The sequence below is a fragment of the Fontibacillus phaseoli genome (assembly GCF_003337355.1).
Classification (GTDB): Bacteria; Bacillota; Bacilli; order Paenibacillales; family Paenibacillaceae; genus Fontibacillus; species Fontibacillus phaseoli.
Genome location: NZ_QPJW01000001.1, coordinates 1,256,471 through 1,270,625, shown reverse-complemented (window position 1 = coordinate 1,270,625; position 14,155 = coordinate 1,256,471). Strand labels below are relative to the sequence as shown.

The 14,155-nt window shown below is 50.1% G+C and carries 12 protein-coding genes; 6 read left to right on the top strand and 6 right to left on the bottom strand.

Annotated elements, in window-relative coordinates; translation table 11 throughout:
• Window positions 1-7 precede the first annotated feature (7 nt).
• Window positions 8-199 carry a hypothetical protein gene (locus DFP94_RS06250; protein ID WP_114495515.1) on the top strand — a complete coding sequence of 64 codons (192 nt, stop codon included), beginning with the start codon at window positions 8-10 and terminating at the stop codon, window positions 197-199.
• 161 nt (window positions 200-360) lie between these two features.
• A complete protein-coding gene (locus DFP94_RS26455; protein ID WP_114495808.1) occupies window positions 361-501 on the top strand; it encodes an oxidoreductase in 141 nt (46 codons plus the stop codon).
• A gap of 580 nt (window positions 502-1,081) precedes the next feature.
• Here DFP94_RS26455 and DFP94_RS06240 read toward each other — a convergent pair.
• From DFP94_RS06240 to DFP94_RS06215, 6 genes are all read right to left on the bottom strand, one after another.
• On the bottom strand, window positions 1,082-2,074 hold the full coding sequence (locus DFP94_RS06240) for a LacI family DNA-binding transcriptional regulator (protein ID WP_114495514.1): 993 nt from the start codon (window positions 2,072-2,074) through the stop codon (window positions 1,082-1,084).
• A 39-nt stretch (window positions 2,075-2,113) separates the two neighbouring features.
• Window positions 2,114-3,202 (bottom strand): glycoside hydrolase family 172 protein, encoded by a 1,089-nt coding sequence (locus DFP94_RS06235; protein WP_114495513.1) that lies wholly within the window; start codon window positions 3,200-3,202, stop codon window positions 2,114-2,116.
• A 19-nt stretch (window positions 3,203-3,221) separates the two neighbouring features.
• On the bottom strand, window positions 3,222-4,055 hold the full coding sequence (locus DFP94_RS06230) for a carbohydrate ABC transporter permease (protein WP_114495512.1): 834 nt from the start codon (window positions 4,053-4,055) through the stop codon (window positions 3,222-3,224).
• A gap of 1 nt (window position 4,056) precedes the next feature.
• Complete coding sequence (locus DFP94_RS06225) at window positions 4,057-4,932, bottom strand: carbohydrate ABC transporter permease (protein ID WP_114495511.1); 876 nt, start codon at window positions 4,930-4,932, stop codon at window positions 4,057-4,059.
• Window positions 4,933-5,034: 102 nt separating this feature from the next.
• Window positions 5,035-6,384: an ABC transporter substrate-binding protein gene (locus tag DFP94_RS06220; RefSeq protein ID WP_114495510.1), complete on the bottom strand. Its 1,350-nt coding sequence runs from the start codon at window positions 6,382-6,384 to the stop codon at window positions 5,035-5,037.
• Window positions 6,385-6,447: 63 nt separating this feature from the next.
• Window positions 6,448-7,911, bottom strand: a complete 1,464-nt coding sequence (locus DFP94_RS06215) for a glycoside hydrolase family 32 protein (protein WP_114495509.1) — start codon at window positions 7,909-7,911, stop codon at window positions 6,448-6,450.
• Between the two features lie 193 nt (window positions 7,912-8,104).
• Between DFP94_RS06215 and DFP94_RS06210 the strand changes: the two genes are divergently transcribed.
• The 4 genes from DFP94_RS06210 to DFP94_RS06195 all read left to right on the top strand — a co-directional run bounded on the left by DFP94_RS06210 (window position 8,105) and on the right by DFP94_RS06195 (window position 14,071).
• Window positions 8,105-8,986 carry an ROK family protein gene (locus tag DFP94_RS06210; RefSeq protein WP_114495508.1) on the top strand — a complete coding sequence of 294 codons (882 nt, stop codon included), beginning with the start codon at window positions 8,105-8,107 and terminating at the stop codon, window positions 8,984-8,986.
• Between the two features lie 161 nt (window positions 8,987-9,147).
• Complete coding sequence (locus DFP94_RS06205) at window positions 9,148-10,758, top strand: response regulator (protein WP_245954514.1); 1,611 nt, start codon at window positions 9,148-9,150, stop codon at window positions 10,756-10,758.
• 8 nt (window positions 10,759-10,766) lie between these two features.
• Window positions 10,767-12,548: a sensor histidine kinase gene (locus DFP94_RS06200; protein ID WP_114495506.1), complete on the top strand. Its 1,782-nt coding sequence runs from the start codon at window positions 10,767-10,769 to the stop codon at window positions 12,546-12,548.
• Between the two features lie 128 nt (window positions 12,549-12,676).
• Window positions 12,677-14,071 (top strand): ABC transporter substrate-binding protein, encoded by a 1,395-nt coding sequence (locus DFP94_RS06195; RefSeq protein WP_114495505.1) that lies wholly within the window; start codon window positions 12,677-12,679, stop codon window positions 14,069-14,071.
• Window positions 14,072-14,155: the final 84 nt, after the last annotated feature.

Genomic DNA, 14,155 nt, shown 5'->3' with positions numbered 1-14,155 from the left:
GTTAGAATTGCTAAGTGAAAATCATCTAAATAAACTCGAGCGGATCGTTCACGAATACCAGTTCGAACATGCAATGGAATATTTCAAAGAGTCTATACGCCAAGTTCTTCGCTTATCCAAGAAAGAGATCGAAACCTACAACGAAACGGGCCTTTCCCGTATAGGAGGCAATCCGGATTTGCCTGCAATCGTAGAATAGCCGGTGAATTCTGACGGTACTCCGATGACGATCCTGGCCCTGATTTGGTTCGTGCAAGCCCTCTACAAGATAAAGCGTGGGGTAAAACGTCATGGGGAACCCGTGGGCGCTTTCACACGAAGAGATTATAAATATCGTTTGGCAAGATACCACGGTGAGCTATTGGAACTGGTTCTGATGGGGTTGAAATTCATGGCGTCACGGATTTTTTTCTTCAAAACTTCTTATCCCTGTTTTTCAACCAACGGACTGACGAATGGGGAGGAAGCCTTGACAACCGCCTTCGCTTCCGCTTGAGGTAGTGCTTGAGTCAAACGGGTGATCGAACAATATGCTAAAGAGTCGTTCATTAAAAGCTAATAGATTCTCGCCAGAGGAGCAGCCAGGTAGGCTGAGAATGAAAAAAAACTTTTATCCTAATGGATAGATTAAAAGAAGCTAAAATGGATTATATCCATGCATTCATTAGATCATGTCCTCTCTGCACCAGTTGGAACACAAAGCACGAAGAGCAGAATGGAACTTATTTCAAAACATGTAAGCGAGAGATTCCCCCTTATTGTAGCAGGTTCTGTAATTGATCCTCTCTTGCAGCAAAAGTATTGAATTCAAGTGTTTCGTTGGTCGCTATTGGAAGAGCATTGATTATGAATCCTGATTGGGTGGAGTTAATCGAACGTTGAGAGGAAATCAAATTATATTGAAGGTCAAGGCTTCTAATCTTGACCAACTTCAACATGTATATGTCGTTAAATAATATGATAGTTAAAACAAAATATTAAACTAAAAAAATCGAGACCAGAGGATTAATATAGAAAAAGTCGAGCAGGGGACCTTATCGTTCCCTGCTCAACTTTTTGGATTGCATTCCTTGAAAATAACCTAGCTGGTTCGCCGAACCATCAGTTCTGTCGGGAATACTTCTTCGACAGGTTCGATGCGCTGACCGTCAGACTCGATCGATTTGATCATCAGTTTGGCAGCGGCCTCGGCCAATTGGTTGATGGGATGCCTTATGGTCGATAAGCTTAGCAGTTCGGAGACGGTTGGCATGTCGTCGACGCCCAACACGGCGAGCTTATCTGGAATGGAAATGTTCAAATCTTTGCACGCTTTTAAGGCTCCGATGGCGGATATGTCATTTAAGCAAAACAACGCTTGCGGCAGTTGGTTGTTTTGGACCAAGTTAACTACAGTATCGTATCCGAAAGTTTCCGTCATATCCCCTGTAATAACCGTCGTTAGTTTGCCGTTCTGCTGCAAAGCCTCGCTGGCTCCGTTCAACCGATCATCGAATCCGGGAACGTGACCGTGCGGATAAGTCAATATGACCAAATTCTGATAGCCGCGGGACAATAAGTGATTCACGCCGGTCTGACCACTTAGGTAGTCGTCGACGCGAAGCATGTGCGCACCGTAAGATAAATTGTGGCGTCCTATTGTAATGACCGGTACGTTAAGGTTCATTAACTTGGGCATAAATTTCTCCGTATCCAGGGTCGCTTTGACGATGATTCCATCGACCATCTGGATATTCATGAAGATTTCTTCAAAGTCCAGCAAGATAATCTTATATCCCAACGCTTTTAATTGATGTTTGATGACTTGGGCAAAATGCAGGAAATATAAGTCTTCAAAATAACCGTCGTCCGTACTGTCTGATAAAACGAGTCCAATGGTGTGCATTCTGCCAGTGATGAGACTTTTGGCAACAGGGTTCACTTGGTAACCTAGCTTGGTTATCGAAAGACTGATTTTTTCCTTTGTCCCCGAGCCCATTTTCTGAAAGTTTCCGTTCAAGAAATGGGAGACCGTTGCGGGAGAAACTCCTGCATCTTTTGCGACTTGAACTAAAGTAACCCTTTTATTAGCCATTTCTATACCTCTACTTATATTATTACGATTTTATTGTGGTTAGCGCGGGCGTCTTTCCAGAACACCTGGTAGTGTAGGAAACGCTTGATGCGGTTCGGTCTGATACCAATAGCAAACGGAACTCACGTCGTCACTTCGTTCGAACAATGCCATGCCGTCATGCCCGATCTGTTGAACGGTGACCCGCAAATCCTCTTCAAACAAAATAGGATCAAGTATATGCCAACGATAGAAGCCGCGCATCGGACAAGCCGCTCCATCGTAAATATGCGCTCTCGTCGTATCTTTTACCGCAAAGTGCGGGAAACCCATGAATGGGGTGGAGTACGTCTGCTCCTGCACCGGGTTGCCGTTGTCGGATTTCACGAAACCCCAGGCGCCTCCGAAGTAATCCTCCGTCCCCGTACCGCAGATCGTCGGCCAATCCCGGTCGCCGTCGAGGTAAAATTTCACTTCTCCTTCGCCGTACCAGTAGCGGGACAGCGAGGTCCAGGCCATATAGGTGCCGACATATTTCCCTCTTCCTTTAATTCCATCTATAATCGTATAATCCTGCTTAAGCTGGGTCGGATTTTCCCGGCGGAATTGGGCGTGAAAATATTCCGTATCCTCCGGAAGCTCATCGACCAGCATATAATCAAATTGATAAAAGAACGCTTCAATCCCCTGTGGATGTTCATTCGTAATGGTTACTTTGGCCGCCTTTTTGAAAGGCATCGCAAAATAACTGTTCATGCCGCCGACCGGATTGACCACGATCGGCAGGGAATTGACGACCGCTCTGGCGCCGAACCCGTTGCAGAAGAAATCGCCCAGCGGAACTTCCACGGACGGGGTTTCTTCACCGTCCCAATACATCCGCAATACAAGGTCGCGCAATACGAACCAGCCGGATTCGGTTTGGTCCGTCACGGTCATCCAGATGTGTTGAATGATGCCGGTGCCTTCTATGTCGACGAGTGTGGCGGTTTCGCCTTGGGCTAACGAGATAAAAGCTTTACCTTTTCTAGCAACCCCAAGCGGGCCGGCTGCTTTTCCTCCTTCACCTTTTAAGCCATGCGGATTTTCCGCTGTAATCGCTCTGCTTTTTCCTTTCATTCTACCAAAAAGTTGATTCATCGATTGCATGGTGATCTCTCCTTGTCTCTTATCCTTTTACCGCACCGTCCGACACGCCGGCCATCACATATTTGTTCAGGAACAGGTACGTGACGATGATCGGGATGATGCTGATGCAGATAGCCGCAAACGTCTGGCCCCAATCCGTCGCGCCGAACGCCCCGATGAATTCCTGGAGCCCGACGGCGATCGTTTTGTATTGCTTATCGTTCGTGAAGGTGTTGGAAAAAATGAAATCGTTCCAAATGAAGATGAAGTTGATCGAAGCGACCGTAACCGTCGTGTTGATGGTCAGCGGCGAAATGATTTTATAGAATACCTGATAGATGTTGCAGCCGTCGATGACGGCGGCTTCGATCAATTCATTGGGCACGTAGCTGTAAAAACTGGTGAAGATCAAAATCGACAACGGCAAGGCAAATCCGACTTGCGGCAGGATCAGCGCCAGATACGAGTTTAGCAGCCCAAAGTCTTTATACATGATAAACAACGGTATTAAGGTGACCTGAATCGGGATCATGATGCCGATCGTAAAGAACAACAGCAGCTTCGAATTCAGTTTGAAATTCATTTTGACGAGGGCAAATCCCGCCGTTGCGCTGAGGAAAACGATCAGCACCAGGCAACTGAAGGTCACGATAGCCGTATTTTTGATATACAGCAGCAGGTCGCTTTCCCGGAACACGTCGGCGTAGTTGGCGAACGACCATATCGTGGGCAGCGAAAACGGCTTGGTCGTCAATTCGATGCTCGATTTGAAGCTGGACAACATCAGCCAGATCAACGGATAAATTTGCACGATCAGAATTGCGATAACGATAAAATACAGCAGGAAGGATAAAGCCGTTTTTTTAGATCGCATACTATGCTCCTCCTTTCCTGGAATTGAAGATAGCCCGGATGATCAGGACAGCAAGCAGGCTTTCGAGAACGATAAAGACGGCGATCGCGCTTCCGTAACCGTATTGGATAGTGGAGAACGCTTTTTTGTACATATAGGTCGTGACCAGCTCGGTCGTCGAACCCGGTACGCCGATAATATAAGGGATATCGAAGCCACGCAGCGCCCCGGTGGTGCACATGATCAGCGCCAGGCTCAGCACATGCTTGATGTTCGGCAACTTGATATGGCGGATCAACTGCCAGCCGTTAACGCCATCGATAGTGGCGGCTTCTTCGATTTCTTTCGGAATGGCGATCAGCGCCGCGTAAAAGATAACCATATACATCCCTGTAAAGCGCCAGCCTTCGGGAATGGATACGGCGATCAACGCGGTGTGCGGGTCGGATAACCAGGCGTTTTGCAGATGGCCGAGTCCGATCCATCCCAGAAACATGTTGAGCAGGCCAAGCGGCTGCAGGGAATAGAAGTTCCGGAACATTTGGGCGATGGCGATGGTGACCACGACGGCTGGCAAGTAATATAATGTTCTGAAAATACCGGCTCCTTTTTTGACGTACGAGAGTAATAACGCGAAAAACAACCCGATGAACACTTGCATCAGCACGACAATCACGACGTATACCAGATTGTTTTGCACGGAGTTCCAGAAGTAAGGGTCTTGAAACATTTTTACATAATTGCCCAGCCCAATATATTTGGCGTCCTTGATGCCGTTCCAATCTTGAAAGCCGTAATTCAGCGACTGAATGATGGGGACAAAGACGGTTCCCAAATAAAAGAGCAGGGCGGGAGTGACAAAAACCAACCATGCTTTCTTATCTTTGAGTACATTCATGTGGAATCTCTCCATTGATTCAGATTGACAAACTTAGAAGGAAAGGTCCCCTTCCGACCTTAACGGGCCGGGCAAGGGGACAGTTTGACTGAGCGTAACGATTTAGTTGCCCGCGTTTTGGGCGATGGTGTCGTCGACTTGTTTGGCGAACTCCTCCGGAGTCATGGCCCCCATGGCCAATTTCATGATCAAATCGCTCATGACGGAGTTCGTATTGGCGTCCAGCAACGTATCCCAAGGCTTGGCAAATTCCGAACCGTAGTTGTCCATATCCTTTTTGATCCGCAGGAACAGTTCGGAGAACTTGGACTCGTCTTCAATCGTGAATTTCAGCGGGGACATCTGCTGTTTAGCCACGTAAACGTCGCTGTAGTTTTTCAAGACGTAACTGAGGAAGTCCTTGGCCGTTCCTTCGAATTTGTCGGCAGTAGCCGCCAGGCCGATCCCGCTGTTTCCGAAATACTCGTTATCCGGTGTCTTGGCGCCTTCCATGGTCGGCAGGTAGAAATAGTCGACGTTGCCCTTCATGTTGTCCGGCAGATTTTCGTCCACGAAGGACGGGATTTCCCAGGTGCCCATGCGGTACATGGCGGCCTCGCCGTTCAGAAACATGTTTTTGGCCGTCGTGTAATCCGTGGTGGCGAACCCTTGCTGGAAGTATTGGCCGATTTCGGAGACGAAATTCGCCGCTTGCATGCCGACTTCATCGGTCATTTTGGCTTTGCCCTGGCTTAAGCTCCGGGCAAATTCATTCCCCGTGGCGCGGAACGGTATCATCGCCGCATAGCGCAGCACGGGCCAGACATCAACGCCGTCCACGGCAATCGGAGTAATGCCTTTGTCTTTAAGCGCCTTGCTGACCGTAAGCATCTCATCGATGGTTTTGGGAATGGCAAGGTTATTTTCCACGAAAATTTTCTTGTTGAACCAAGTCATCTCCAGATGGTATTCCAAGGGGAGTAGATACAGGCTGCCATCGGGCAGCTCCTGGTATTTCAGCGCAGGTTCGTAGAACTGATCGTACAAACCTTGCTCGTCCAAGAATTGTTTCATATCAACCAGCATACCGGCTTCCGCCAGCTCCTGAGCGTACGGGTCGGCGTCCGTATCGATAAACTCCGGAACCTCGCCGGAAGCAACGAGCGTTCTCAGCTTGGTCAAGTACGAAGGCCTGTCCGCCGTCACTTGAATATCCAGCTTAAAGCCGGGATGATCTTGCGCATATCGGTCCGCGAGCTCCCGAACGGTTTGAATGATCGCCCCGTTCTCTGGCCGGGCCGTCAGCCAGGTAATCGTTTGGCTTGCGTTCCCCACGGACGAATTTCCCTGATTCGTCGCGTCGTCCCCGGCGTTTTTGTTCGCCGAGCCGCTGCAGCCCGCGAGAGCGGTTGCAAGTAAGGTGGAGATGACGATAAGAGAGAAGACCTTAGACTTTTTTCTTTTTCGTTCCATTCAAAACCCCTCCATTATTTAATATCATTAAAAATCCTGTAGGATTTTTAATTTCGCAACGGGTTATGCTTTCGCGTCTATTTTTAACTTGATGTCATGAATCTTCACGGAACCTTCGTTTGCGAAAAAAGCGAGATGTCCGGTTTTGAAGTTATAGATCCGCGTGGTCATCGCGACCTTGTCATTGACGTAAAGGCACAAAATATCGTCCTCCAAAATCAGCTTGACGTTGACCCGGTCGTGCTCCGCGAAGCGGAAAGGACGCTCCAGTTCGATCATTTGCGGTTTGTCACCGGCAATCTGCCATTGGAAGAAGCCGGGCTCGGTTCTAGGCCACATATCGAAAGCAATGCGGTTGTGGAACGGATCGAATTTGATGAAATAGCCCGTATCGAGCGCTTTGTCGGTACGCAGCGCGATGCCGAAATCTTTCGCCTCATTCCAGTCCGTAAACGCGGCTTCGATCAGGACTTGGGAAGGCAGTTCATTCAAGACCCGGTATGCCAGCCCATCGGGAGATGCCAATTCGAAGCGGCTGCCGTCATGGCGGCAGTTGTTCTCCGCTACGGGAATGAGGTCTATCTCGGTATTAAAATGCTCATAGATTGCTTGGGGCATCCTCACCAGTAAATCGCCGTTATCGCTTTGATAGACCTCGTGCACGACCAGGGTTCCGGCCCATTCCCAATCGCCGTAATCGCTTGCCCCCCGTTTGGAAGGCACCCAGCCGAAAGCGTATCTTTGCCGTCCGTCCGAGGCCGTTTTTGCGGCATAAAATCCTCTGCCGTCAAAAGTGTCCGGGATCGGGGAACTATACACGCCTTCGATGCTTTTGCTTTTTTTGTAATGCGTGACGAACTTTTCGCTGAAGGTCGAGTAGACCAGGTAATGCCAATCCCCTATTTTGAAATAATCCGGACATTCCATAGTAATGTATTTGTCCGGTCTGTAAAACGGTTTCCGATATTGCCAATGGACCAGATCGGCGGAAGCGAGAAGGGCGATGCACCCGCCTCTTCGATCGGAAGAATTCATTTGCCTTGAGGTGACGAGCATCCAATATTCCTGCTGTTCTTCATTGAAAAACACGAACGGATCGCGCCAATCGAACTGCTCATAAATGATGCCGTCTCCATAAAGCTTGAAATTGGCATCCTTCGTCCAATGGATACCGTCGGTGCCAGTGGCCTTCAAAACAACCTGCAAGGGCTTGCCGTCCACGCAAAACTCGGCGTTGGGATTATGCCCGGTGTAGAAAAGGTGGTACGTGCCGTTTTTATCCTTGATTACGGAGCCGGTATAAGCGTTGCGGTCCGGCTCGGTTTCGGCACCGTTTGGAAGTGCTACCCCGTAATCGTCAAAATCCAAGCCGTTTTTGGTGGTAAGCAGATTCCACGTCGTATGATTCCCGTAATCTCCGCCGACTCTTTGATCATGGAGATAGTAGAGCTTGTACTCTCCCTGGTCATAGAACGGGATTACGTCTCCGATCCATCCGTCTTTCGGTTTGTAAAATACTTTTTTCATCTTGTCATCTCCATTTAGTAAAACGTTTTACAAGAATTATGATAAACACCTTCTTTTGTTTTGTCAACGATTACATAGGCCTTAAATGGCGATTATCTAAACCAAATATAAGAAAATAAAAAACCATATGGTAAAACGTTTATCAAAAAGGTAAAATAATAGTGGAAACACTTACAATTCAGGAGGGATCCACATGAGAATCGGTGCGATTGAAGCAGGAGGCACGAAGTTTATATGCGGCATCGGCAATGATAAGGGGGAAATTCTGGACCGGATCAGCTTTCCGACGGAGGCGCCGGAACAAACGTTGGAGCAAGCGGTTGCGTTTTTTGGGGACAAGGGCGTTGAGGCGATCGGAATCGGGTCCTTTGGGCCGATCAACCTGGATCGTTCCAATCCCGCTTACGGGCGGGTGACCACGACGCCGAAACCGGGATGGGCGGGGTTTGACTTCGTCGGGTATATGAAGCGCTTTTTTCCAGTACCAGTCGGTTTCGATACCGACGTGAACGCAGCGGTTTTCGGCGAGGCGAAGTGGGGCGCGGCCAAAGGACTGGATAGCTGCGTTTATTATACAATCGGGACGGGCGTCGGCGTCGGGGTGTACGCGGAAGGCAAACTGGTGCATGGTCTGGTCCATCCGGAAGGGGGACATATTTTAACCCGGCGGCATCCGGAGGACAATTTCATAGGGGCGTGTCCTTTTCATGGCGACTGTTTGGAGGGCATGGCCAGCGGACCCGCGATCGAGAAACGCTGGGGAGTGAAAGGAAGTGAATTGCCGGGCGATCATAAAGCATGGGAGATGGAAGCTTATTATCTTGCCCAGGCCCTTTCGGGGGTGATTTTGTTGTTATCACCGAAAAAAGTTATTCTCGGAGGCGGGGTCATGCATCAGAAGCAGTTGTTCCCGTTCGTCCGCAAGGAAGTTGCCCGAAACTTAAACGGATATGTTGCATCCCCGGCAATCCTGGACGATATGGACAACTATATCGTGCCGCCTGGCTTGGGCGATAACGCCGGATTATGCGGCGCCCTTGCGTTGGGAATCGAGGCGAGCAGCGCTTCGGCATGAGTTCATGTTGTGACAGGTTAGCATGAGGGCTAACCATCCACCTTAGTATAAAGAAGGGGCTTTTTCGGGGAGCTTTTATCCCTTAGGCGGGACTGCCCCTTTGGCTTATACTTTGGGTGTTTAACCAGACCTCGCGAACTTGACTGCGGAAGGGGAGGAGAATGATGTACCACGTGCTTGTAGCGGACGATGAGCCACGGCATCGCCGCGGCATCGCGGAGATGATCAAGATGTTCCGACCGGATTATCGTTTATTTATGGCCAAGGACGGGGTGGAAGCCCTGCGTATCGCTACGGACACCCGGATTGATATTATGTTCACGGATATTCATATGCCCAATATGGATGGTCTTACGTTGATCGAGCATTTAAGGGAACGCAGCGAATCGATGAAAATCGTCATCCTGAGCGTATACGGGCACTTCGATTATGCCAGGCAGGCGCTTAAGCTCGGCGCGTTCGATTACTTGCTCAAACCGCTGGAATCCAAAGATATCGCGGAGATGCTGAACAAACTGGACATGGCCATCGAGAAAGAGCGGGTGCGCCTTCAGGTTGGAGCAAGTCTCAAGGAAAAGCTGAATTCGGCCATTCCCGTCTATGAGCAACACCTGTTAAGCCGTTGGTTACGGTCGGCCGCGAATGAAGACGAGCTTCGGGAAATCGAAGGCCTGGTACCGAAGAAACAGGCCGGATTTGTATGGATCTCGAAGTTTTCCAAGTCCGAGGTTGACAAGGCATACCTTGCCGAGGAATTCGCAGAAGTCATAACCAGCATCAAGAGCTGGATGCTTCAAGTTACTGAACCGGTAGGTCCGGCTATTACCTTTTACCTGGAGGGGGACGAGTCTATGCTTGTTTCCGTCATTGCGCCATCGCATTCTTTGGAATGGCTGATGAAGAAGGACGTAGAACGGCTATCGCAATTCATCGAGCAGGTTCGTCTGGAATTCGGGCTTACCCTATCCATAGGTGTAGGCGACGGCGTAGTCGACCTCTACCGGCAAGCGCCCCGTTCCTTCAAGCAAGCTTTGCATGCGCTGGACTATACCTTTTACTGCGGCAGCGGGAAAGTTGTCGTCAATGATGGAATCGCTTACAACCCGTACAAGCCATCGCTGGAATTGGTTCCCGCCGATACCGGAATCGCGGCCGCTGTGATGAACAGGGACCGGGAGAAGGCGATGGAGGCCTTGAGCTTGTTGATCCGGCAGCTTCTGGATGGCGACTATCCATCTCCCGCCCACTTAAAGCACAGCATTTTGTTCGTCCTGGTGAACCTGGTTAAAGTAAGCGAAGCGTCATTGCGGAGCGAGGAAGCCGGCAATTTCATTTCCGAGATGGAATTTCAGATTCCCGCCTGCGCGACGCTTGATGAAATCCAGAAGAAAGCGGATCATTATTTGAACCGGATCATCGACAGCATCGAAACCCGGAGAAACAACAAAAACGAGCGGATCATTACGATGTGCAAGGCGTATCTTGCAGAACATTACATGGAGGATCTTTCGTTGGAGCTTGTCGCCAAACGGTTCTTTTTTAGCGCTGCTTACTTCAGCAGTTTTTTCAGATCGCATACTTCGATGACGTTTACCGAATATTTGCTGCAGATCAGAATGGATAAAGCCAAGCGAATGTTGGAGGGCGGGAACCGGAAAATTTCGGAGATTGCGTTAAGTGTGGGATTCAGGGACGCGGGTTATTTCACCCGGATTTTCAAGCGGGAAACCGGCCTGTCACCGGAGGAATTTCGCAAGAAAGACCTGCTGTAGGTGACGCTATGAGACTGAAAAACAAGCTGATTTTGTCTTATATCATCTTGATTACGCTACCCCTTGTCATCTTAGGGACAGGATCCTTTTATGCCAGTAAAAATATCATGCTTAAGCTGGCCCGGGATAACGTGACGGAAATCGTGCAAAAAAACAACCAAATCATCGACGAGCGGCTGAAAATTATTCAGGACGATAGTCTTTCCCTTATGGTCGAATGCGACCTGTTTCAAATTTTCGACGGCGCCGCTCCTGCCCAAAGCGAACTGTTGGCGACGAATAAACGGGTTACGGAAATTTTAAACCGTTATTTCTCGCAGTCCCGGGATCTGTATTCGGTGGAGCTCGTAACCCGGGCTTTCGTTTACGGAAGCAAAGCGCGCAATACGTATCCGCCGGATCATTTTTACGATTCCGAACTATACAGGCAGGCCGCCGAACAGAAGGGGCGTTTGGCCTGGGTGCCGACTTATGATTATAGTTTGATGCATCAATTGCCGGAATTGGCCGGAGCCGATATCGAATACCGTTATTTATTTTCCGTCGTTCGTCAAATGAATCCTTCCTGCGTCCGGGGTGACGCGATCGTGCGGGCGAGAGCGGGTTCGGAAAAACCGGTTCTCGTCATGAATTTCCGGGACGGCCTCTATGCCGATCTTTTCCGGAACAGCATTCCGATCGAAGGCGCGGTATTTTTGGTGGCCGGCGCAGACGGCACGATCATTTCCCATGCAAATGCGGAATTCGTCGGCCGGAAACCGTCTTCCCCCTGGCTGGCCGAAGTGCAAAACCGCGGCAGCGGAGCTTCTAACGTTACGGTGGACGGAAAACGGATGATTGCCTGTTATGCGACGTCCGCGATCACGGGTTGGACGTCGGTCGTGCTGATTCCCCCCGGCGCGTTGACCAAAGATATCGGACAAACAATCACCTTCTTTATCCTTACCCTGGGCGCTTCGCTGCTGCTGCTTTCGTTATTGTTCGCCTACCTGATTTCCATGCGGATTACCTCGCCGGTCAGCAAACTGCTGCTCGCTATCAAACGGGTCGGAGGCGGCGACTTTAACGCCAAAATCAAGGTGGAAGGAAAGGACGAACTGGGACATGTACTGATGAAGTTCAACAGCATGAACGATAAAGTGAAGCAACTGATCGATGAAAATTATGTGGCCAAACTCAGGGAGCGCGAAACGGAAATCCTGGCGCTCAACATTCAGCTTAACCCCCATTTTCTCTACAATACGCTGAACATCATCAACTGGATGGCCGTTTACGGTGAGAAGGAGCAGGTCAGCCGAATGTTGGTTAGCTTGTCCCGTATGCTGCATTATACGACGGACAACCGTAAGGATTCGATGCCGCTCTTCGAGGACATCGCTTGGCTGCAGGATTATATCGTCATCATGTCCAACCGGTTCGAGCATCGTTTTCGGGTTGATTTCGACATCGAGCCAGAACTAATGGAAGCCCGCGTGCCCAAGCTGTTTCTTCAACCGCTGGTGGAGAATGCGATCATTCATGGCTTCAGAGATATGGAAAGCGGCGGACTGATTACAATCTACGGGCGCAGGCTGGGGGGCGATATCGCGTTTTGCGTGGAGGACAACGGTTGCGGAATCGAGCTGGAACGCCTAAAGGATGCGCTGGCGGAGAACTCCTCCCACATCGGGATCAATAACGTCGACAAGCGGATCAAGCTGCTTTACGGCGACCGTTACGGCATCGGCATCGAATCCGTTCCGGAGCTTGGCACGCGGGTCAAACTGGTGATCCCTCATGGAAAGCCTTAAGGAAAACGGATTGAGCGAAAAATCGTACAGAAAACGAAAAAACGTCCCATAGGCTTTCACGAGCGGCGATTTTACAATGAAAACAAGCCGCTGCAGCGCTTACATTTAAAATCGGGGGGGAGCAGGACATGACAAAAAGAACGGGAAAATGGAAGGTTTCGTTTATTTTCCTAGCGATCATGGCGCTATTTGTAACCGCTTGCGGAACGGGGGGCGGGGGCTCGCAAACGAACGCGGGTCAAAACGGCGGAACCGATAATGGTAAAAAAGTAATGCTGAAATTCACGTTCTGGGGAAGCCCGGAGGAAAAGAAAGCAGTGGAATCGGCCATTAAAGCCTTCGAGGAGAAGAATCCGAACATCACGATAGACTCGGTGCACATTCCGGGCACGGATTTTCTGCAGAAGCTTAATGCCATGATCGCCGGCAACGAAGCGCCGGACATCAGTTATTCAGCCGCCTGGAAATTGAAAATGGGCGAAGAAGGGCTGATTTACAACTTCTTCGATTTGATGAAAGATGATCCGAGCATTAAGAAGGAGGATTATCTGGAGTATGCCTGGTGGAACTGGGAGCAGGACAAAAGCGCGGGTCCGTATCAGGCGTCCGTTGTTCCCTCCCTAATGTACAATGCGGACATGTTCCAGGAAGCGGGAGTGGCGTTGCCGCCTACGAAGGCGGAGGAAGCATGGACCTGGGAGCAATTCGTGGACGCAGCGAAGAAGCTGACGCTTGACCGTAACGGTAAGCATCCGGACGATCCGGGATTCGATCCGAAAAACATCAAGCAATACGGCGTTAAACTCAGCCTCGGTTGGTCGTCTTATATGCCGATGGTCCTCTCAAACGGCGGGGATTATCTGACGGCGGACGGCAAGGAATTCAGGCTGTCCAAACCGGAAGCGACCGAAGCGCTGCAAAGAATAGCCGATCTGATTAACGTGCACCATGTCTCGCCGTCGCCGGTCCAGGCCAGCAGCATTCCCGCTCCGGCTACTGCCTTGCAGTCCAAAAAAGTGGCGATGATCATCGACGGCAGCTGGAATCACCTCGATTTGAGCAAAACCAACATCAACTGGGGCGTCGGCGTACTTCCAGTCATCAAGGATTACAAAACGTTTTTCCTCGGCGGTTCCCTGATCATTTTCAAAAGCTCGAAGCACCCGAAGGAAGCGTGGGAGTTCTCCAAATTCCTCACTGATCCGCAGAACGTGCTCGATTTGCACCAAGGTTTGTGGATGCCGCAGCTCAATAAATGGTACGAGGATCCGGAATTGATCGACGAGTGGGCTAATGAGGAGCTGCCCGGAAGACCGGCCGGCTTCCAGGATGCCGTGATGCGCTCCACCTATGAACATGCGGAGCCGTCGCCGGAAAACAACGTCAAAAACTTCGTCGAAATCGACGCTGCGGTAGCCGCGGCTTTGGATCAAGTTTGGCTCGGTGAAAAAACGGCCGAACAGGCTATGAAAGAAGTGGAAACGAAAGTGAAGCCGCTGGTACAGGGCACCTATTTGAAATAACGAGCGTTTGTCCGAAGGTGGCGCCGCGTCGCCCTTAAGCGACGCCGTCCTTCGGCAGCGTTTTCGACGGAGGGGAACTTGCTT

What these genes read in the sequence shown, in the direction of transcription:
- DFP94_RS06240 (WP_114495514.1), bottom strand. Translation starts at nt 2,074, where the DNA reads ATGGCTAATAAAAGGGTTACTTTAGTTCAAGTCGCAAAAGATGCAGGA.
- DFP94_RS06235 (WP_114495513.1), bottom strand. Translation starts at nt 3,202, where the DNA reads ATGCAATCGATGAATCAACTTTTTGGTAGAATGAAAGGAAAAAGCAGA.
- DFP94_RS06230 (WP_114495512.1), bottom strand. Translation starts at nt 4,055, where the DNA reads ATGCGATCTAAAAAAACGGCTTTATCCTTCCTGCTGTATTTTATCGTT.
- DFP94_RS06225 (WP_114495511.1), bottom strand. Translation starts at nt 4,932, where the DNA reads ATGAATGTACTCAAAGATAAGAAAGCATGGTTGGTTTTTGTCACTCCC.
- DFP94_RS06220 (WP_114495510.1), bottom strand. Translation starts at nt 6,384, where the DNA reads ATGGAACGAAAAAGAAAAAAGTCTAAGGTCTTCTCTCTTATCGTCATC.
- DFP94_RS06215 (WP_114495509.1), bottom strand. Translation starts at nt 7,911, where the DNA reads ATGAAAAAAGTATTTTACAAACCGAAAGACGGATGGATCGGAGACGTA.
- DFP94_RS06210 (WP_114495508.1), top strand. Translation starts at nt 8,105, where the DNA reads ATGAGAATCGGTGCGATTGAAGCAGGAGGCACGAAGTTTATATGCGGC.
- DFP94_RS06205 (WP_245954514.1), top strand. Translation starts at nt 9,148, where the DNA reads ATGATGTACCACGTGCTTGTAGCGGACGATGAGCCACGGCATCGCCGC.
- DFP94_RS06200 (WP_114495506.1), top strand. Translation starts at nt 10,767, where the DNA reads ATGAGACTGAAAAACAAGCTGATTTTGTCTTATATCATCTTGATTACG.
- DFP94_RS06195 (WP_114495505.1), top strand. Translation starts at nt 12,677, where the DNA reads ATGACAAAAAGAACGGGAAAATGGAAGGTTTCGTTTATTTTCCTAGCG.